This is a genomic window from Pelomonas sp. Root1444, from assembly GCF_001426885.1.
In the GTDB taxonomy this organism is placed as follows: Bacteria; Pseudomonadota; Gammaproteobacteria; order Burkholderiales; family Burkholderiaceae_C; genus Pelomonas.
Genome location: NZ_LMFP01000003.1, coordinates 1,071,797 through 1,090,109 on the forward strand (window position 1 = coordinate 1,071,797; position 18,313 = coordinate 1,090,109).

The following is an 18,313-nucleotide window of genomic DNA, read 5'->3' on the forward strand; positions in this document are numbered from 1 at the left end:
CCGTACGCCGCGCCGGTCGACACGCGTTGGATGCGAGTCGGCCCCTATCATCGACGGCCATGCCAGCCACGCTCACCGGTCAACTCGTCGTCGCGATCTCGTCGCGCGCGCTCTTCGATTTCGAGGCCGAGAACCTGATCTTCGAGGCCGGCGACGACCATGCCTACATGGCCTTGCAGCAACAGCGCCTCGACCAGCCCGCCCCGCCCGGCGTGGCCTTCTCGCTGGTGCAGAAGCTGCTGGCCTTCAACGCCGGGGGCGGCGCGCCGCAGGTCGAGGTCGTCGTGCTGTCGCGCAACGACCCGATCTCCGGCATGCGGGTGTTCCGCTCGGCCAAGCATTACGGCCTGGCCATCGAGCGCGGCGTGTTCACGCGCGGCGCTTCGCCCTGGCGCTACCTGAAGCCGCTGGCGGCCCAGCTGTTCCTGTCGGCCAACGAGGCCGATGTGCGCCAGGCGCTGGCGGCCGGCGTGGCCGCAGCGCGCGTGATGCCCGACGCCGCGCGTGCGTCGGCCGCGCACCCGCGGGAGCTGCGCATCGCCTTCGATGGCGACGCGGTGCTGTTCTCGGACGAGGCTGAACAGATCTACCAGCGCGACGGCCTCGCCGCCTTCCGCGAGCACGAGAGCAGCCGCGCGCACCTGCCCCTGCCGGCCGGGCCCTTCAAGCCGGTGCTGGCCGCGCTGCAGCGCCTGCAGCACGCGCCCGGCGGCGGCATGAAGGTGCGCACCGCGCTGGTCACCGCGCGCAGCGCGCCGGCGCATGAGCGCGCCATCCGCACGCTGATGAACTGGCAGATCGAGGTCGACGAGGCGATGTTCCTTGGCGGCTTGGCCAAGGGCGAGTTCCTGCGCGAGTTCGAGCCGGACTTCTTCTTCGACGACCAGGTGGGTCATGTCGAAAGCGCCGCGCTTCACGTGCCAGCCGGCCAGGTGGCGGCGGGCATTGCGGCGCTGTAGCAGATGGCGCCTTGCCCGGGCGTCGCATCGGGCTGAAAGCACACGCATGTTCCTCAGCCAACGCCCCGTCGAACCGCTGGCCGCCTATGTGGACTGCCTCTGGTACAGCGCCCGCGGCGCCCTGCCGCACACGCGCGAGCGCAGCCTGCCCACGGGCTGTGCCGACATCGTCGTGCCGCTGCTGCAGGACTGCCTCGTCCGCTACGACGGCGAGCAGGGCGACGTCGCCCGGCGGCTGCATGGCGCCATCGTGCAGGGCCCGTTCGACCGCTTCGGCCTGCGCGGCACCGAGGGGCCGTCGGCCGTCGTCGGCGTGCACTTCACGCCAGCCGGCGCGGCGGCCTTCTTCGGCGGCGCCTTGCCGGCGCTGCGCAACCGCACCGAGCTGCTGGAAGACCTGTGGGGCCACTCGGCCCGCACGCTGCGCGAGCGCCTGCAGGCTGCCGCATCGCCGCAACAGGCACTGCGCCTGCTGCACGACGGCCTGATGGCGCGTCTGGAGGGCTCCCGGCCCATCGACCCGCTGGCCCGGTTTGCCCTCACGGCGTTCCACGCCGACCCGGCCAGTGCCCGGGTGGCACCGGTGCAGCGCGCCAGCGGCTGCGCGCCGGCGCAGTTCATCCGCCGCTTCGAGCAGGCAGTGGGCCTCACGCCCAAGCGCTACGCCCGCGTGCTGCGCCTGGGCGTGCTGCTACCCACCCTCGCGCGCTGCGGCCCGCGCGACTGGGCGCAGGTCGCCGCCGGCGGCGGCTACGCCGACCAGTCGCACCTCATCCGCGAGTTCCGGCAGCTGACGGGCATGGCGCCGGGCGCCTACCAGCCGGTGCAGGCGGACCAGCCGACCCACGTGGCCGTGCTGGACGCGCCTCGGCCGGTCCGTGGCGGTGCAGAACGCGACTGAAAAAAGTCCAATACAGCCGCCGCCCGGGCGCCCTACGCTGCGGTCACCGCGGCCCGTTGCCGCTTGCCCTCAGGAGCCGTTGCCATGAACGAAATCCACGAGGTGTTCCCGTACCTGATGGTGCGCGACGCCAAGGCCGCCGTCGCCTTCTACCAGCAGGCGTTCGGGGCGACCGAACTGTTCCGCCTCGTCGAGCCCTCGGGCCGCATCGGCCATGTCGAGCTGCAACTCGGCCCCGTCGTGCTGATGGTGTGCGACGAGTTCCCCGAATACGGCATGGTCGGCCCGCAGGGGGACCAGTTCACCGGCTGCACCATCCACCTGCATGTCGACGACGCCGACGCGATGGCGGCGCGGGCGGTGGCCGCGGGGGCGACGATGACGATGCCGCCCACCGACCAGTTCTACGGCGAACGTTCCTGCCGGCTGCGTGACCCTTTCGGCCACGCCTGGCTGCTGGGCCATTCGATCGAAAAGCTGACGCCCGAGGAAATGCAGCGGCGCTACACGGCCCTGATGACCGGCTGACGCGCCCTGCCCTCAGGGCCGGTAGCGTTCCACCGCCTCGACCTGGCCGTCCAGCCGCAGCGGCACCGCGTCGTTCGCCAGCCAGCGCTGGAGGTAGCGCTCGTACGTCGGCGTGCCGGGCTGCTCGCTGAGGCCACCCGGCCAGACGTTCTCCACGCGCGAGGTACCCATGGGCGCGACCTCTGCGACGAGGCGCTGGGACGGACCGTGGCGGAAGATGAAGGCATCCGGCGTGGCGGCCCGCGGGTCGAAGGAGGCGGCGTCCACCGTGTTGAAGCCGCCGTCCACCGGGATGCCGTCCAGCCCCGGCAGCGGTGCCGGCACCGCCCCGCCGCCCGGCGGGATGGTGAAAGGCCCGCCCAGGTTGCTGCTTAGCACGACGCGGTGCAGCTTGCCCCAGCGCCAGTCGGCCTGGGCGGTGGCGCCGCCGAACGCGGGCTTGAAGGCATCGCTCGCAGCCAGGGCCAGCGCGTCGGCCAGGCTTTGCAGCAGCACGAGGTCGCGGCGGTCCTCGGCGGACGCGACGCCGGGCACGGGGAAGAAATCCACGCCCGACACCCCGCGGCCGCCGCGCTGCGGGAAGCTCTCCAGCAGGTGGCGCAGCGCGCTCATCACATGCACGGCATCGGGCACCGGCAGGCCGGCACCGCCGACGACGCGGTCGATGCTGTTGGCGATGAGCCGGCCACGCCACAGCGTGTAGATGGTCGCGGCGACCGACGCGCGCACGCTGGCGGCGCTCGGCGGCGCGCCAGCGGGCTTGCCGGCGTCCCAGCCTTCGGTGAGGCCGGTCGGGCTGCTGAAGTCCCAGCCGCGCAGGCGGGCCTGGGCCTCGGCCACGCCGGGCTGGCTGACGAGGGCGGCCAGCGCCGGCAGCGCGCCGGGGCGGCGGGCGCGGTCGACCGCGTTCAGCAGATGAGGCAGCAGCACCGGCGCGTCACGCAGCGTCGTGTCGGCCTGGATGGCCTGCATGTCCTCGAAGCGCGCACGGCGGCGTGACAGCAGGTCCTTGAGCCGGTCGGTGATCTGCCCGGCGCGCAGGCCGGTGGGATCGTTGAAGGTGTAGGCGAGGTAGAAGATGCCGCCGCCGGGCCTCAGGGTGTTCAGCGGGTTGTTGTCGTGCGTGACGCCGAGCGGCTCGTTGTTCGCGTTGACGAAGAAGCCGGCCGGCGGGTTGACGATCTGCGGCAGCTCCGCGAACGGCAACACCTCGAAGGGCAGCGCCTGCTGCGGCTGCGGGTTGCGCACCGGCGCCCACTCGTTGCCGCCCTGGCCGTTGCGGATGAAGTCCGGCGGCAGGCCGGCCACGCTGCCGGCCTGCAAGTCCTCGCGCACCGGCACCTCGCCGCTGGTGAAGTAGCCGATGTCGCCGCGCCCGTCGGCCACGACCCAGTTCTGCGAGCCCACGTCGAAGAACTGCAGCGCGGCCTTGAAGTCGTCCAGGCTGGTGGCGCGCGCGAAGCGCAAGACCGTGTCCACCTCGCGCGTGGCCGCCGCGCCGGCCCACTGCAGGCTGAGCGCCGTGCCGGTGGCGGCGTCGAACTGCACGATGGGGCCGTGGCGCGGCACGATGAGGGTCGCCGCCGGCAACGCGCCACCCGAGGGCATCGTGACGAGGTTGTCCGGCCGGCCGTCGCCGGGCTGGTTGGCGCGGTAGGTCTCGGGGATGGGGATGACGGGCTCCAGCCGGCCCTGGTAGACGCTGCTCAGCCCGCTGGGCGAGGCGGCGTCGGGCACCAATTGCTCCTGGTAGGTGTCGGTCACGTCGAACAGCGTGTTGGTGCTGCCCCACGCGAGGTGCTGGTTGTAGCCGCCCAGCACGGCTGGCACACCGGCGAAGCTGTCGCCCACCAAGCGCAGCCCGCGCGGGCCGGTGAGGGTCAGGCCGATGGGATACCAGACGCCCGGCGCACTGAGCTGCAGGTGCTTGTCGTTGGCGAGCAGCGGCCGGCCGCTGTCGGTCAGGCGGCCGCTGACGGCCCACAGGTTGGAGCCGGCGCGCTCATGACGGTTCATGACGCCGCGCAGCGCCGGCACCTGGCGCCACTGCTCGCGCCAGCGTTGCGCGAGCCGCAGGGCCACGTCGCCCACGCCGGCCGGCTCGGCGGTGCGTGCAATGCCGGCCCCGGCACCCGGCTGCGGGCGGCGCTGCTGCGCGTCGGGCAGCGTCGCGGCGGTGTCGAAGGGCGCGGCGCGGTTCAGGTCCTCGAAGTACAGCGCGCGGCCGTCGAAGCCGGCCACCGCGCCGGCCTGCTGGTAGGCGCCGAGCGCGAGCGTGCTGTCGATGTCGGTCTGCAGCGAGAGGTCGGCGGCGAACAGCTTGCCGATGACGACGCTGTCCAGCGGCGTCCACGGCGCGAAGCGCGTCAGCTCCAGCGCGCCGTATTGCAGCGGCAGCGGCCGGGTGGCGACATAGGCGTTCACGCCGCGCGCGTAGGCCTCCAGCGCGGCGCGCGCCTCAGGCGACAGCGCGGCCAGCGAGCGCTCCGCCGCGCGGCGCAGGCCGAGGGTGCGGAACTGCACGTCGGATGCCAGCGCGCCGGGGCCCAGCAGCTCGGCCAAGGTGCCGCTGGCGGTGCGGCGGTACTCGTCCATCTGGTAGAGCCGGTCGCGGGCATGCACATAGCCCTGCATGAACCACAGGTCGGCCTCGCTGCGCGCCTGCACATGGACGATGCCGCTGCGGTCGCGCGTGAGCTGCACCGGCGCGCTCAGGCCGGCGAGCTGCTGCGTCGGGTCGCCCGCGCCCTGGGCCTGTGCCAACGAAGCGCCCAGGCAGAGCGCGAAGGCGGTCAGGTGACGATGCATGGGGAACTCCTGTGGGCTGTGACCGGCCCACTATCTGCCTGCGGATGCCATCGGGCATACGGGTAGACACCGAGCCCCCCTAGGATTGGATCGACCTGTCGCCGACACGCGCAGGGCATCGTTCGAGGCCGCACCCACCGCTTCAGGGCGGCAACTGCAGGGCCAGGCTGCGCTCCACGCACCACACCAGCGCCAGCACCGCGATGGCGCCCGACCCGCCGGGCACGACGGCGCGCCGGTAGACCGCGGCCGAGCGCAGCGCCAGTGCCAGCGGCAGCAGCAGCGCCACCACCACCAGCTGGCCGAGCTCGACGCCCACGTTGAAGCCCAGCAGCGGCAGCACCAGTTCCGCGCCGCGCAGGCCCAGGTCCTTCAACGGCCCGGCGAAGCCGATGCCGTGCACCAGGCCGAACAGGCCGACGGTGAGCCAGCGCGGCCCGGGCATGAAGGGGCGGATGTTGTCCAGCGCGGCCAGCAGCACGGTCAGCGCGATCAGGGATTCGACGGCCGCCTCGGGCGGTGCGAGCGCGCCGCTGGCGGCCAGGCCGAGCGTGACCGAGTGGGCCAGCGTGAAGGCGGTGACGAGCTTGAGGGTTTCGGCCAGCGCGCAGCGGGCGCTGCTGCGCGGCGCCCAGCCGTGGCCGTCGCGGCGCCACACGGCCACCAGCAGCAGCGTGACGAGGAAGAGCACATGGTCCAGGCCGCTGGCGATGTGCGCCATGCCTTCGACGACGAAGCCGCCCAGGTCGCGGCTGTCCAGCGCCAGGCGCTGCGGGCCGGCGCCCGGCGTCAGCAGCAGCGGCTCGCCGGCCGAGCCGACGAGCCGGGCCAGGCCGCGGTGCGCCGCGTCGGTGGCGGCGAACAGGCGGTAGTCGATCGCCAGCTCAGCGACGGCGGCCGGGCAGTGCCAGCGACTGACGAGGACGGCGTGCATGCCATCGCTGTGCGGGTCGAGCTGTGGCGGCGTGCGCTCCCCGCGCGAACAGGCGGTGCCATCGGCCGTGAAGCGCACACCGGCGTCGGCCAGCGCCTCGATGTCGGGCCAGCGGCTGCGCACCTCGCCCCAGCTGAGCGTGCCGTCACCGTCGGCATCCAGGCCCAGGTCGCGGTCGAGGTCGAGCAGCGCGATGTCCAGGCGCTGCTCGACGGCGGCACCCTCCACGCGATAGACGAGGTAGGCATCGCTGGCCTGGTGGGCGTGGGCTGCGGCGCCCAGCAGCAGCGACAGCCACAGCAGAAGGCGGATCAAGGCGCAAAGCTCCGGTCGAGAGTGGCGAGGCGCGCATCCTGCCAGCCCTTGTCGCGCAACGTGGCGGCAAGCTCGCGGCGCGTCGCGTCGCCGTCCCTGCCGGCGGCCAGCGCGGCGCGCAGCAGCAGCAGCGCATCGGCCGGCTCGCGTTGCAACGTCCAGTTCAGGCGCGCCAGGCGCAAGGCCTCGCGCGGGTCCGCGGCCACATCGAGCGCGAAGCGGGCCTGCTCGCGCGCATGCCTGCCGGGCTCGCGGCGCTCGACGGCGGCCAGGCGTTCGCGCAGCAGGGCCGTGGGCATGGCGGCATCGCGGCCCAGCTGGCGCAGCGCGATGACACGGCGCAGCAGCAGCGCGTCGGCCTCGGCATCGGGGCTGTCCTCCACGAGGGCCAGCGCCGCGGCCGCACGGCGGCGGGCCAGCAGCCAGTCCGCCAACGCGGCGCGGGTGTAGACCGCGTCCGCGCCGGCCAGCGCGGTGCGGTACAGGCCCGGCGCCGCGGCCTCGTCGCCGAGGCGCTCTGCCAGCTCGGCGCGCATCAGCGCCAGCCACGGCGGGACGGTGCGGCCGGGGCTCAGGCCGGCCAGCGTGCGCGCGGCAGACGTGGCCTTGCCGGACAGGCTGTCCAGCTCCGCCAGGCAGGCCGCGGCCGGCAGCGCAGCCAGCGGCTGCAGGGGCTCGCAGCGCGCCCGTGCCTCGGGCAGCTCGCCGCGCAGCTGGTGCAAGGCCGCGGCATCGAGCAGCGCCTGGGCGCGGTCCTGTGGCGTCAGGTCGCCGCGCGCGAGCAAGCGGCGCAAGTCGGCCTGCGCGGCATCGAACTCGTGGCGCGCCTGCAGCACGCGGGCGCGCAGCAGCACCGCCTCGGCCGGTGCGTCGGCCAGCTGCCACCAAGGTGCCAGCGCCGCCTGCGCCACGCCCAGCTCGCGCGGGTCGCCGTGCACGCGGGCGCGCTGCAGGGCCGCGCGTGCCGTGGCGGCGGCGAGCGGCAGCTGCGCCGGGTCGCGTGCCAGGGCCGCGCGGCGCTGGCGCTCCGCGGCGTCCACGCGATAAGGCAGGCGCTGCACGATCTCGGCGTCGTCCCGCGGCACGAAGGGCCCCGCTGCGACTGCCAGCGGCAGCGTGAGCAGCAACGCGAGAGCGCGCATCACAAGGCTTGCGGCTCTTCGGTCTCGCTGGCCGACACGTCCACGGACGGCAGCGTCAGCGCCTCCGAGGTCTCGTCATCGGCCTGCTGGCCCTTGAGGTAGCCCACCAGCGCGGTGGACGAGGCCACGGCGCTGTCGGGCACTGCGGTGGCCACGGGTGGCGGGGGTGGTGTGTGGGCGTCGTCGTCCCCACCGCCGCAGGCAGCCAGCACGAGGGCAGCGCCGGTGACGAGGGCAGCGGTCTTGCGGCTCTTCATGGCGGCCTCCTTCACTTCGTGCCCGGGATGGGCGTGTTGAGGTAGGGGAAGGCGGCGAGCAGCGGCACGACGGCCTGGTCCACCGCGTCATGCAGCTTGAAGGCGGTGGCGCCCAGCGGCACCGCGCTGGGTTTGCAGGCGGCGCCGAAGCCGAGCTTGTCGGTGTCGCCGTTGGCCACGCACAGCCCGCCCATCACGGCCACCAGCGAGATGTCGACGACGTCGTCCTTGGGTCGGCGGCCGTTGGGGTAGCCGGCGTTGTCGCTGCCGCCGGCGAGGATGTTGCCGACGATGCCCAGACGGTTCTGCTGAGCGAAGGCCACGGGTGCGATCGCCGTGTTCAGCCGCAGCATCTCCGACGGCGTGACGGTGGCCGGTTGGTTGACGCCCTTGATGCCGGTCAGGAAAGTCGTGACCAGGTCGTTGCGCGGGAAGTTGGTGGGCGCCGTGTTGGGCAGGGCCAGCGCGATCTCCAGCAGCGCGGGCAGCGTCGGGTTCGTCACATAGTCGGCGAACTGCGCGTCGTCCTTGGGTTTGGCGCTGTTGAACTTGTCCTTGTCCTTCAGGCCGATGACGACCTCGTTGACCAGCGGCATGCCCAGGCGCGACACCTGCACCCAGGCGCCGCCGGCCTTCTCGGCCGTCTGGTGGCCGCTGGCGGGCTTGGGGTCCAGCAGCCGGCCCTGGCGCAGGCTGGCCGTCGTCCAGCCGCCGATGACGTCGCTGCCCGCCGCCTTCAGGCAGTCCTTGTGGATTTCCAGCGCCAGCGTGGTGACGTTCTTGTCGCCGACGGTGTTGGGCGCGGCATTGATCAGCGCGGGGTCGGTGATGACCGAGACGGGCGCGTTGACGAGGTCGAAGATGGTGCCCAGGTTGACGGCGAACGGGTCCTGCCGCTGGCCGACGAAGACCTTGGCCGGCGTGCTGCAGCCGGGGATGTTGACCGGGTGGACATGCTGGGCCGCATAGGCCGCGTAGTCGGCGATGGTCTTCTTGCCGATGTTGTCGACCGGCTTGTCGAAGGTGGTCGCGCCGCTGGTGGCATGGGCCACGGCCTGCGCCGTGCCGCCGCGGCGGTCGCCGCGCACGACGGTGACGGTGTAGCTCTCGTTGACCTGCAGGTTGGCGTCCTTCACGTTGGACACCGCGCCGCTCTGGATCAGCGGGATGCCGACCTGCTTGCCGCCGATGCTCAAGCTGGTGCCGGCGCCGTTGTTGGACAGCTTGTTCTTGAAGCGGAACTGGAAGCTGATGTCCTCCTTGGCGTCGCCGCTGTTGTCGATGTGGATCTCGTACAGCGCGTTCGGGTCCATCGAGAAGTAGTTGGGGCCGCCGTAGCCGTCCTGCAGCGGCAGGTAGTTGGCAATCAGCGTGACCATGCCGTCGCGGCCGGCCTCGTAGCTGCGGAACATGTAGAAGTCCGTCGCATCGACCTTGGGCACGGTGGTGATGAAGGGCGCTTCGCGATGGCTGGACGCCTGCGCGCCGCAAGCGATGCACAGCAGCGCCACGGCCAGGGCGCTGCGGGTCCGTCGAGCATTCATGGGGGCATCCTGTGAGGCGATGCCGGCTTGGCATCGGTTGGTCTACGGGCCGCCGCCGCCCCTGGATTCACCCGCCCGCCGTGACGAATCGCCCATCACCCCCCTAGCACCACAATGGCGGCCCTTCGAGGAGATCACGCATGCCCCGTCCGAGTCTTGCCGCACTGACCGCGGCCCTGTGCGTCACAAGCGCCTGGGCTGGCACCACCGGCTTCTATCGCCAGCCCGTCATCCAGGGCGAGCAGGTCTACCTGGTTGCCGAGGGCGACCTCTGGCGCGTCGGCCTGGCCGGCGGCGACGCGCAGCGGCTGACCACCCACCCGGGGCTGGAAAGCCAGCCCGCCGTGTCGCCCGACGGCCGCTGGCTGGCCTTCACCGCGCAGTACGACGGCGGCACCGAGATCTACCTGATGCCCGTCACCGGCGGCCCGCCCAAGCGCCTGACGTGGGAAGGCGGCGGCATGCGCGTGTGGGGCTTCAGCGCCGCGGGCGAGGTCATCTACACCAGCCTGGACGCCCGCCCAGGCAGCCAGCTCTTCGCGCTCGACGTGAAGACCGGGCAGCGCCGCCAACTCCCCGTCGGCCAGGCCAGCGACGCCGCGTTGAGCGCGGACGGCAAGACCCTTTACTTCACCCGCAGCGGGCTGCGCGGCGACAACGCGCGCCAGTACCGCGGCGGTGCGATCGCACGGCTGTGGTCGCTGGACCTGGCCGGCAACGCCGAAGCCAGGCCGCTGATCGCCGAAGGCAACAACGACCGTCGCCCCCTGCCCTACCGCGACGGCGCCCAGGCGCGCATCGCCTTCCTGTCCGACCGTGACGGCACGGTCAACCTGTGGTCGGTCGACGCGCAGGGCGGCGACCTGCGCCAGCACACCACGCACAAGGGCTGGGACATCCGCCACGCGGCCATCGACGGCAGCCGCGTCGTCTATGCGCTGGGCGCAGACCTCTACCTGCTGGACCTGGCGCAGGCCGGCGCGCCGCGCAAGCTGGACATCGCGCTGGGCGGCGACTTCGACCAGCAGCGCGAGCGCTGGATCAAGAAGCCGCAGGACTTCCTGACCGACACGGCCTTCGCGCCCAACGGCGAGCGCGTGCTGCTGGCCGCGCGCGGCCGCCTGGCGACCCAGGGGGTCGGCCCGCTGCGCCGCGCCGAGCTGCCGCAGCAACCCGACGGCCGCTGCCGCAAGGGCGAGTTCAGCGCCGACAGCAAGAGCGTCTTTGCCATCTGCGACTTCAGCGGCGAGACCGAGATCTGGCGCTTCGCCGCCAACGGCACCGGCCAGCCCGAACGCCTCACCGGCGGTGCCACCACGCAGCGCCGCGACCTGCTGGCGTCGCCCGATGGCCGCTGGCTGGCGCACACCGACAAGGAAGGCCGCATCTGGCTGACAGACCTCAAGGCACCGGTGGCGGGCAATACCCGCGAGATCGCCCGCAGCGGGCTGGGCGAACCGCCGCAGCTGCAGCGCTGGAGCCCGGACGGCCAGGTGCTGGCCTGGACGCTGTCGCTGCGCCACCCCGACCGCACCCAGCTGCAGCTGCATCAGGTGGCCGAGGGCCGCACGCACACGCTGACGAGCGACCGCTACGACAGCGACGGCGCCGCCTTCAGCCCCGACGGGCAGTGGCTGTACTTCGCCTCCAGCCGCAACTTCGCGACGACCGGCAATGGCAGCCCCTGGGGCGACCGCAACACCGGGCCGTTCTTCGGCTTTCGCAGCAAGCTCTACGCGCTGGCGCTGCAGCCCGGCCTGCGCTCGCCCTTCGCACCCAAGGACGAGCTGGAGTCGCCCACCGAGAAGAAGGCCGAGGAGCAGCGCGCCGAGGACCGCAAGGCCACCGACAAGGAACCGACCGAGCGCAAGCCCGACAAGGACAAGGCGGAGGACAAGAAGCCGCCCGCGCCCAAGCGCAAGCCGGCCATCCAGTTCGAAGGCCTCGCCGGCCGCCTGTACGAACTGCCCGTGCCGGCCGGCAGCTACCGCGCGCTGCGCACCGACGGCAAGCGCCTGTGGTTCCTCGACCAGGACCTGGACCGCAAGAGCCACCTCAAGTCCATCGGCATCGACAACCAGGGCGGCCCGGCGGAGATCCTGGCCCACGACGTGCGCGGCTATGAGCTGAGCGCTGACGGCAAGAAGCTGATGCTGATGCGCAACCAGGGCCAGGGCGCGCCCGAGGTGCTGATCGTCGACGCCGCGCCCAAGCTGCCCGCCGACGTGAGCAAGCAGCAGGTGCGCTGGGCCGACTGGCAGATCGCGACCCAGCCGCGTGCCGAATGGCGGCAGATGTTTGCCGACGCCTGGCGCATGCACCGCGACCACTTCTACGACAAGGACATGCACGGCGTCGACTGGACCGCCGTGCGCGCCAAGTACGAGCCGCTGGTGGACCGCGTGACCGACCGCTTCGAGCTGGCCGAGCTGATGGCGCAGATGGTGTCCGAGCTGGGCGCGCTGCACAGCCAGGTCGCCCCCGGCGACGTCCGCCCCGGCAGCGACGACCCGGCGCTGGGCGGGCTGGGCGGGCGCTTCTCGCGCACGGCCGACGGCTGGCGCATCGACGCCATCTACGCCTTCGACCCCGAGCTGCCTGCCGAGGCACCGCCGCTGGCCGCGCCGGGCCTGGGCCTCAAGGTGGGCGACGTCATCACGGCCATCAATGGCCGCCCGACGGGGCAGGCGCCGCACCTGCTGGAGCTGCTGCGCGGCCAGGCCGGCCGCCAGGTGCTCATCGACGTGAAGCAGGGCGAGCGCAGCGTGCAGCGCATCGTCACGCCGGTGGCGCAGATGCGCGAGAACCAGCTGCGTTACAACGACTGGCGCGTCAGCCGCGCCCGCGCCGTGGAGCGCGCCGGCCAGGGCCGCATCGGCTACGTGCACCTGCGCGCGATGGGCCCGGCCGACATCGCCGACTTCGTGCGCGAGTTCTACGCCGCCAGCGACCGCGACGGCCTCATCATCGACGTGCGCTACAACAACGGCGGCAACATCGACAGCTGGATCCTCGAGAAGCTGCTGCGCCGCGGCTGGGCCTTCTGGCAGCCCCGCTCACCCGGCGGCACGGACGTCTACGCCAACATGCAGAACGTCTACCGCGGCCACACGGTGGTGCTGATGAACGAGGACACCTACAGCGACGGCGAGACCTTCGCCGAAGGCTTCAAGCGCCTGAAGCTCGGGCCCGTGATCGGCAAGCGCAGCTCCGGCGCGGGCGTCTGGCTGTCCGACGGCAACCGCCTCATCGACAACGGCATCATGCGGGCGGCCGAAAGCGGCCAGGTGGATGCCGAAGGGCGCTTCCTCATCGAGGGCGTCGGCGTGACGCCGGACATCGAGGTCGACAACCCGCCCCGCGCGACGGCCATGGGGCAGGACGCACAGCTGGACGCGGCGATTGCCGAGCTGCAGCGGCGCATCGCGGAGCAGCCAGTGCAAAACATCAAGCCCGGCAGCTATCCGCGACCTGTCAGGCCATAAGCAACAAGGGAGGCCTCGGCCTCCCTTTTTTCCGAGCCGGCGTGGCTCAGCCCAGCACGACGCGCGCGAACTTGCGCTTGCCCACCTGCAGCACGTGCTCGCCGGCGTCCAGCTTCAGGCCCTTGTCCGACAGCACCTCCCCCGAACGGCGCACGCCGCCCTGCTCGATCATGCGCAGGCCTTCGCTGGTGGACGCCACCAGGCCGGCCGCCTTCAGCACCTGGGCGATGCCCAGCGGCGCGCCGCTCAAGCGCACTTCGGGAATCTCGTCCGGGATGCCACCCTTGGCGCGGTTGTTGAAGTCGGCCTCGGCTGCGTCCGCCGCCGCCGTGCTGTGGAAGCGCGCCGTGATCTCCTTGGCCAGCGCCACCTTGGCATCCTTCGGGTTGCGCCCGCCTGCCACCTCGGTCTTGAGCTGGGCAATCTCGCCGATCGATTTGAAGGACAGCAGCTCGTACCACTTCCACATCTGCACGTCGCTGATCGACAGGATCTTGGCGAACATGGTGTTGGCCGGCTCCGTGATGCCGATGTAGTTGTTCTTGGACTTGGACATCTTCTCGACGCCGTCCAGGCCCTCCAGCAGCGGCATGGTCAGGATGCACTGCGGCTCCTGGCCGTATTCCTGCTGCAGGTGGCGGCCCATCAGCAGGTTGAACTTCTGGTCCGTGCCGCCCAGCTCCAGGTCGCTCTTCAGCGCCACCGAGTCGTAGCCCTGCATGAGCGGGTAGAGGAACTCGTGCACCGAGATAGGCGTCTGGCTGTGGAAGCGCTTGGTGAAGTCGTCGCGCTCCAGCATGCGCGCCACCGTGTACTTGGCCGCCAGCTGGATCAACCCGGCTGCGCCCAGCGGTTCGCTCCACTCGGAGTTGTAGCGGATCTCGGTGCGCGCCGGGTCCAGCACCAGCTTGGCCTGGGCGTAGTACGTCTCCGCGTTGGCCTTGATCTGCTCGGGCGTCAGCGGCGGGCGGGTGGCGTTGCGGCCGGACGGATCGCCGATCAGCGACGTGAAGTCGCCGATCAGGAAAATGACCTGGTGCCCCAGGTCCTGCAGCTGACGCATCTTGTTGAGCACCACGGTGTGGCCCACGTGGATGTCCGGCGCCGTCGGGTCCAGGCCCAGCTTGATGCGCAGCGGCACACCGGTGGCGGCGGAGCGGGCCAGCTTCTTGACCCATTCGGCTTCGGGCAGCAGTTCGTCGACGCCGCGGCGGGTGATGGCCAGCGCCTCCTGGACGGCATCGGTGATGGGAAATGGGGCGGCGTCGGACATGCGCGTCTCCCGCCTCGCAAAAGGCGGGCGAAATTGTTAAGTTGTTGATCTATCGGGGTTAACCGGCATGTCGAGTAGGACAAAGCCGTTAGAATTCACCCTTCGAATCGGGGGTGTTGCTTCAGCACAACCGATATGGATTTTAGGGCCGCTCCGCATCGCCCACTGCGCGGCCTCTTCGCATGCAACCGGCCTGGCCGGGATTGCCCCAGCGACAACCCCGGGATGCCGAGCGTGACCGCAGTCCAGAAACGTCTCCATCAGCTTCAAACTGCACTCAAAAGCGTAGAAACCTTTGCCGCCAAGCATCCCCGCGCCCTGACCGCGTCTGTCGTCGGCGCCCTGAGCTGCTTCGCCGTGACGGCCTTCGGTATCGCGCCGATGGCGCCTGACGCCGCCGAACTGCCGCGCCGCACGCTGATCCAGACGCTGGCCGCCCCCGACATCGAAGCCCAGCTCGACGAGCTGGCGACGCATGCCATCGGCCTGACCCGCGCCGAGGCCACCCGCTCCAGCGACACCCCTGACAGCCTGCTGCGCCGCGCCGGCGCCTTCGACCCGGCCGCCGCCGCCTTCCTGCGCAACGACCCCATGGGCCGCCGCGTGCTGCAGGGCCGCGCCGGCAAGATGGTCCACCTGACGGCCGACGCCTCGGGTCAGGTGCAGAAGATCGTCGTGCGCTTCCCGGCCGAGAAGGTCGAGCAGCAATCAAGTCATTTCACCCGTCTCACCATCGAACGCGACGGCACGGTCTTCCGCGCTCGCACCGAGGTCGCCCCACTGCAGGCGCAGGTCGCGCTCGGCAGCGGCAGCATCCGCACCTCGCTGTTCGCCGCCACCGACGACGCCAACATCCCCGATGCCATCGCCTCGCAGATGGCCGACATGTTCTCCGGCGACATCGACTTCCACCGCGAACTGCGCAAGGGCGACCGCTTCAGCATCGTCTACGAGACGCTGACGGCCGATGGCGAGCCCATCAACTGGGACGGCGGCGTCGGCCGCCTGCTGGCCGGTGAGTTCACGAACAACGGCAAGACCTACTCGGCCGTCTATTTCAAGGACAGCGCCTCCGGCAAGGCCAGCTTCTACGGCTTCGACGGCCAGAGCAAGCGCCGCGCCTTCCTGGCCAGCCCGATGGAGTTCTCCCGCATCACCAGCGGCTTCGCGATGCGCTTCCACCCCATCCTGAACACCTGGCGCCAGCACAACGGCGTGGACTACGGCGCGCCGACCGGCACGGCGGTGCGCTCGGTCGGCGACGGCGTCGTCGAGATGGCAGGCTGGCAGAACGGCTTCGGCAACGTCGTGCATGTCCGCCACGCGGGCGACCGCACGACCGTCTACGCGCACCTCAGCAAGATCGACGTGAAGAAGGGCCAGCGCATCGAGCAAGGCCAGCGCCTGGGTGCCGTGGGCGCCACCGGCTGGGCCACCGGCCCGCACCTGCACTTCGAGTTCCGCGTCGGCGGCCGCCACATGGACCCGCGCGCCATCGCCCGCGCCTCCGAGGCCATCACGCTGCCCAACTACGCCAAGGCGCAGTTCCAGCAGACCGTCGCCAGCGTGAAGACCCAGCTGGCCGTCGCGGAAACGATGGATGGCGTCTCCGCCGCCGACTGATCCCGATCGTCGGCCCTACATCGGGCTGATGTCGGGCACTTCGCTCGACGGCATCGATGGCGTCCTCTTCGACGCGCAGGCACTGGTCGTCACCGGCCATGTACACGCCCCCTTCTCCCCGGCGCTGCGCGACGAGCTGCTCGCGCTGAACACGCCGGGCGACAACGAACTGCACCGCGCCGCGCTGGCGGCCAACGCCGTCGCGCGCGGCTATGCCGATGTCGTGGCACAGCTGCTCGAAGCGACAGGCACGCGCCGCGACGAGGTGGCCGCAATCGGCGCACACGGCCAGACGGTGCGCCACCGGCCCGGCGGCTTCGACGGCTACACGACGCAGCTGCTGAACGGCGCACTGCTGGCCGAGCAGGCCGGCATCGACGTCGTCTGCGACCTGCGCAGCCGCGACGTGGCCGCCGGCGGCCAGGGCGCGCCGCTGGTGCCGGCCTTCCACCGCGCGGTCTTCGGCGCGCCGGACGCGGACGTCGCCGCCCTCAACCTCGGCGGCATCGGCAATCTCAGCCTGCTGTTCGCGGACGGCCGCACCGGCGGCTTCGACTGCGGCCCGGCCAACTGCCTGATGGACGGCTGGATCGCCAGCCACCGCGGCCTGGCCTACGACACGGGCGGTGCCTGGGCGGCCACCGGCCAGGTCTTGCCGGAGTTGTTGACCGCGCTGCTGGCGGAGCCCTTTTTCACGCTGCCGCCGCCCAAGAGCACCGGGCGCGACCTCTTCCACCCGGCATGGCTGCAGGCGCGGCTGAAGCCCGGCCAGCGCCCCGAGGACGTACAGGCCACGCTGCTCGAGCTGAGCGCCCGCACGGCGGCCGACGCGCTGAAGGCGCAGATGCCGCAAGCGCGCACGCTGATCGCCTGCGGCGGCGGGGCGCGCAACGGCGCGCTGATGCGGCGCCTGGCCGAACTGCTGCCGGGCGTGCAGGTCCAGTCGAGTGCCGACCGCGGGCTGCCCGTCGACCAAGTCGAGGCGGCTGCCTTCGCCTGGCTGGCCCATTGCTTCGTCACGCACCAGCCGGGCAACCTGCCCGCCGTCACCGGCGCCGCCGGGCGGCGTCGCCTGGGCGCCCTGTACCCGGCCTAACCCGGCTCCGGCACGTCCTGCTCGCGGCTCGCCGGCACGGCGCGGCTGTCCTCCGGCGCGAGCTGCCAGAAGATCGCGGCCGAGGCCATCGTGATGAGCGCCATGCAGGCGAAGCTGGCGCGGAAGGCCTGCAGCGTCTGCACGCCGTCCATGCCGTAGTGCGCCGTGAAGGCCGCCAACACGGCACCCGCGGCGGCCACGCCCATGCCCATCGCCAGCATCTGCACCATCGACAGCAGGCTGTTGCCGCTGCTGGCCGTACCGGGCTCCAAGTCCTTCAGCGTCAGCGTGTTCATCGCGGTGAACTGCATGGAGTTGACGGCGCCGAAGAGGGCCAGCTGAGCGATCGTCAACGCCAGTGGCTGCCCGGGCCAGACGAGCGCGAAGGTCGCCATCGCCAGCCCGACGAGCAAGGTGTTGACCACCAGCACGCGGCGGTAGCCATGGCGGACGATGAGCGGCGTCGTCACGCGCTTCATCGACATGCTGGCCAGTGCGATCGGCAGCATCATCATGCCGGCCTGGGCGGGCGAGTAACCCATGGTCACCTGCAGCAGCAACGGGATCAGGAAGGGCATGCAGGAGCTGCCCAGGCGCGAGAACAGGTTGCCCAGCAGCCCGATGCGCAGCGAGCCGACGCGGAACAGCTGCGGCGAGAACAACGGGTCGGGCCGACGCAGCGCGTGCAGCCAATACGCCGTCAGGCTCGCCAGGCCGAAGATCATCAGGAACAGCACCGAGGCCTGGCGCAGGCCCAGCCCCGACAGCCCGTCCAGCGCCAGAGACACCGCCACCATGCCGAAGGCCAGCAGTACATAGCCCGCCAAGTCGAAGCGCTTGAACGCCACGGGCGCCGGTATCGGCATGAATCTCAGCGTGGCGAGCACGCCGATGACGCCGACCGGCACGTTGATCAGGAAGATCCAGTGCCAGGACGCCACCTCGACCAGCCAGCCGCCCAGCGTGGGCCCGAGCAGAGGGCCAACGAGGCCGGGGATGGCCACGAAGCTCATCGCCTGCAGGAAGCGCTCACGCGGGATCGTCCGCAACACCACCAGCCGGCCGACCGGCAGCAGCATCGCGCCACCCGCCCCCTGCACGACACGCGCAGCGACGAGCAGGTTCAGATCCGGCGCCAGCGCGCACAGCACCGAGCCGAGCACGAACAGCACGATGGCCCCGATGTAGACACGGCGCGTGCCGAAGCGGTCCGCCAGCCAGCCGGTGGCCGGAATCAGCATGGCCATCGTCAGCGAATAGGCGACGACGACCGACTGCATGCGCAGCGGGCTTTCGCCCAGGCTGCGCGCCATCGCCGGCAGCGCCGTGTTGACGATGGTGGCGTCCAGCGTCTGCATGAAGAAGCCCAGCGCCACCAGCCACAGGAGCATGCGCTCCGTGCGCGCCAGTCGAGGGTCCGGCATGGGCAAGGCAGAGGCCATGGTCAG

Annotated in this window: 13 protein-coding genes; 6 read left to right on the top strand and 7 right to left on the bottom strand. The window is 71.6% G+C overall.

Annotation, left to right across the window (positions count from 1 at the left end):
- Window positions 1–59: 59 nt before the first annotated feature.
- The 3 genes from ASD35_RS07715 (at window position 60) to ASD35_RS07725 (ending at window position 2,388) form a co-directional block, all read left to right on the top strand.
- Entirely contained in the window at window positions 60–959 is a 900-nt protein-coding gene (locus ASD35_RS07715; RefSeq protein WP_056874275.1) for a 5'-nucleotidase, read from the top strand.
- A gap of 46 nt (window positions 960–1,005) precedes the next feature.
- Window positions 1,006–1,860 carry an AraC family transcriptional regulator gene (locus ASD35_RS07720; RefSeq protein ID WP_056874276.1) on the top strand — a complete coding sequence of 285 codons (855 nt, stop codon included), beginning with the start codon at window positions 1,006–1,008 and terminating at the stop codon, window positions 1,858–1,860.
- 84 nt (window positions 1,861–1,944) lie between these two features.
- The gene (locus ASD35_RS07725; RefSeq protein WP_056874277.1) at window positions 1,945–2,388 is read left to right on the top strand and encodes a VOC family protein; all 444 of its coding nucleotides are present in this window, start codon (window positions 1,945–1,947) and stop codon (window positions 2,386–2,388) included.
- Window positions 2,389–2,400: 12 nt separating this feature from the next.
- On the opposite strand, the gene ASD35_RS07730 is transcribed toward ASD35_RS07725, so the two are convergent.
- The 5 genes from ASD35_RS07730 to ASD35_RS07750 all read right to left on the bottom strand — a co-directional run bounded on the left by ASD35_RS07730 (window position 2,401) and on the right by ASD35_RS07750 (window position 9,388).
- Window positions 2,401–5,196 (bottom strand): penicillin acylase family protein, encoded by a 2,796-nt coding sequence (locus ASD35_RS07730; protein WP_056874278.1) that lies wholly within the window; start codon window positions 5,194–5,196, stop codon window positions 2,401–2,403.
- A gap of 142 nt (window positions 5,197–5,338) precedes the next feature.
- The gene (locus ASD35_RS07735; RefSeq protein ID WP_056874279.1) at window positions 5,339–6,445 is read right to left on the bottom strand and encodes a HupE/UreJ family protein; all 1,107 of its coding nucleotides are present in this window, start codon (window positions 6,443–6,445) and stop codon (window positions 5,339–5,341) included.
- Window positions 6,442–7,587, bottom strand: a complete 1,146-nt coding sequence (locus ASD35_RS07740) for a hypothetical protein (protein ID WP_056874280.1) — start codon at window positions 7,585–7,587, stop codon at window positions 6,442–6,444. Before ASD35_RS07740 ends, ASD35_RS07735 begins: the two co-directional genes overlap by 4 nt.
- Window positions 7,587–7,844 carry a hypothetical protein gene (locus ASD35_RS07745; protein ID WP_157275426.1) on the bottom strand — a complete coding sequence of 86 codons (258 nt, stop codon included), beginning with the start codon at window positions 7,842–7,844 and terminating at the stop codon, window positions 7,587–7,589. Before ASD35_RS07745 ends, ASD35_RS07740 begins: the two co-directional genes overlap by 1 nt.
- An 11-nt stretch (window positions 7,845–7,855) precedes the next feature.
- Window positions 7,856–9,388, bottom strand: a complete 1,533-nt coding sequence (locus ASD35_RS07750; protein WP_056874282.1) for a DUF4331 domain-containing protein — start codon at window positions 9,386–9,388, stop codon at window positions 7,856–7,858.
- 140 nt (window positions 9,389–9,528) lie between these two features.
- Here ASD35_RS07750 and ASD35_RS07755 point away from each other — a divergent pair, with 140 nt between their 5' ends.
- Window positions 9,529–12,873, top strand: coding sequence for a S41 family peptidase (locus ASD35_RS07755; protein WP_056874283.1), 3,345 nt, complete (start codon window positions 9,529–9,531; stop codon window positions 12,871–12,873).
- A 46-nt stretch (window positions 12,874–12,919) separates the two neighbouring features.
- On the opposite strand, the gene tyrS is transcribed toward ASD35_RS07755, so the two are convergent.
- On the bottom strand, window positions 12,920–14,146 hold the full coding sequence (gene tyrS, locus ASD35_RS07760) for a tyrosine--tRNA ligase (protein WP_056874284.1): 1,227 nt from the start codon (window positions 14,144–14,146) through the stop codon (window positions 12,920–12,922).
- A gap of 357 nt (window positions 14,147–14,503) precedes the next feature.
- Between tyrS and ASD35_RS07765 the strand changes: the two genes are divergently transcribed.
- Both ASD35_RS07765 and ASD35_RS07770 read left to right on the top strand, forming a co-directional pair.
- Window positions 14,504–15,769: a M23 family metallopeptidase gene (locus ASD35_RS07765; RefSeq protein WP_235538267.1), complete on the top strand. Its 1,266-nt coding sequence runs from the start codon at window positions 14,504–14,506 to the stop codon at window positions 15,767–15,769.
- Window positions 15,747–16,865, top strand: coding sequence for an anhydro-N-acetylmuramic acid kinase (locus ASD35_RS07770; RefSeq protein WP_056874286.1), 1,119 nt, complete (start codon window positions 15,747–15,749; stop codon window positions 16,863–16,865). Before ASD35_RS07765 ends, ASD35_RS07770 begins: the two co-directional genes overlap by 23 nt.
- Here the strand turns inward: ASD35_RS07770 and mdtD are convergent.
- Window positions 16,862–18,289 (bottom strand): multidrug transporter subunit MdtD, encoded by a 1,428-nt coding sequence (mdtD, locus tag ASD35_RS07775; protein ID WP_200956011.1) that lies wholly within the window; start codon window positions 18,287–18,289, stop codon window positions 16,862–16,864. The two genes, ASD35_RS07770 and mdtD, sit on opposite strands and share 4 nt — an antisense overlap.
- Window positions 18,290–18,313: the final 24 nt, after the last annotated feature.

What these genes read in the sequence shown, in the direction of transcription:
- ASD35_RS07715 (WP_056874275.1), top strand. Translation starts at nt 60, where the DNA reads ATGCCAGCCACGCTCACCGGTCAACTCGTCGTCGCGATCTCGTCGCGC.
- ASD35_RS07720 (WP_056874276.1), top strand. Translation starts at nt 1,006, where the DNA reads ATGTTCCTCAGCCAACGCCCCGTCGAACCGCTGGCCGCCTATGTGGAC.
- ASD35_RS07725 (WP_056874277.1), top strand. Translation starts at nt 1,945, where the DNA reads ATGAACGAAATCCACGAGGTGTTCCCGTACCTGATGGTGCGCGACGCC.
- ASD35_RS07730 (WP_056874278.1), bottom strand. Translation starts at nt 5,196, where the DNA reads ATGCATCGTCACCTGACCGCCTTCGCGCTCTGCCTGGGCGCTTCGTTG.
- ASD35_RS07740 (WP_056874280.1), bottom strand. Translation starts at nt 7,587, where the DNA reads ATGCGCGCTCTCGCGTTGCTGCTCACGCTGCCGCTGGCAGTCGCAGCG.
- ASD35_RS07745 (WP_157275426.1), bottom strand. Translation starts at nt 7,844, where the DNA reads ATGAAGAGCCGCAAGACCGCTGCCCTCGTCACCGGCGCTGCCCTCGTG.
- ASD35_RS07750 (WP_056874282.1), bottom strand. Translation starts at nt 9,388, where the DNA reads ATGAATGCTCGACGGACCCGCAGCGCCCTGGCCGTGGCGCTGCTGTGC.
- ASD35_RS07755 (WP_056874283.1), top strand. Translation starts at nt 9,529, where the DNA reads ATGCCCCGTCCGAGTCTTGCCGCACTGACCGCGGCCCTGTGCGTCACA.
- tyrS (WP_056874284.1), bottom strand. Translation starts at nt 14,146, where the DNA reads ATGTCCGACGCCGCCCCATTTCCCATCACCGATGCCGTCCAGGAGGCG.
- ASD35_RS07770 (WP_056874286.1), top strand. Translation starts at nt 15,747, where the DNA reads ATGGCGTCTCCGCCGCCGACTGATCCCGATCGTCGGCCCTACATCGGG.
- mdtD (WP_200956011.1), bottom strand. Translation starts at nt 18,289, where the DNA reads ATGCCGGACCCTCGACTGGCGCGCACGGAGCGCATGCTCCTGTGGCTG.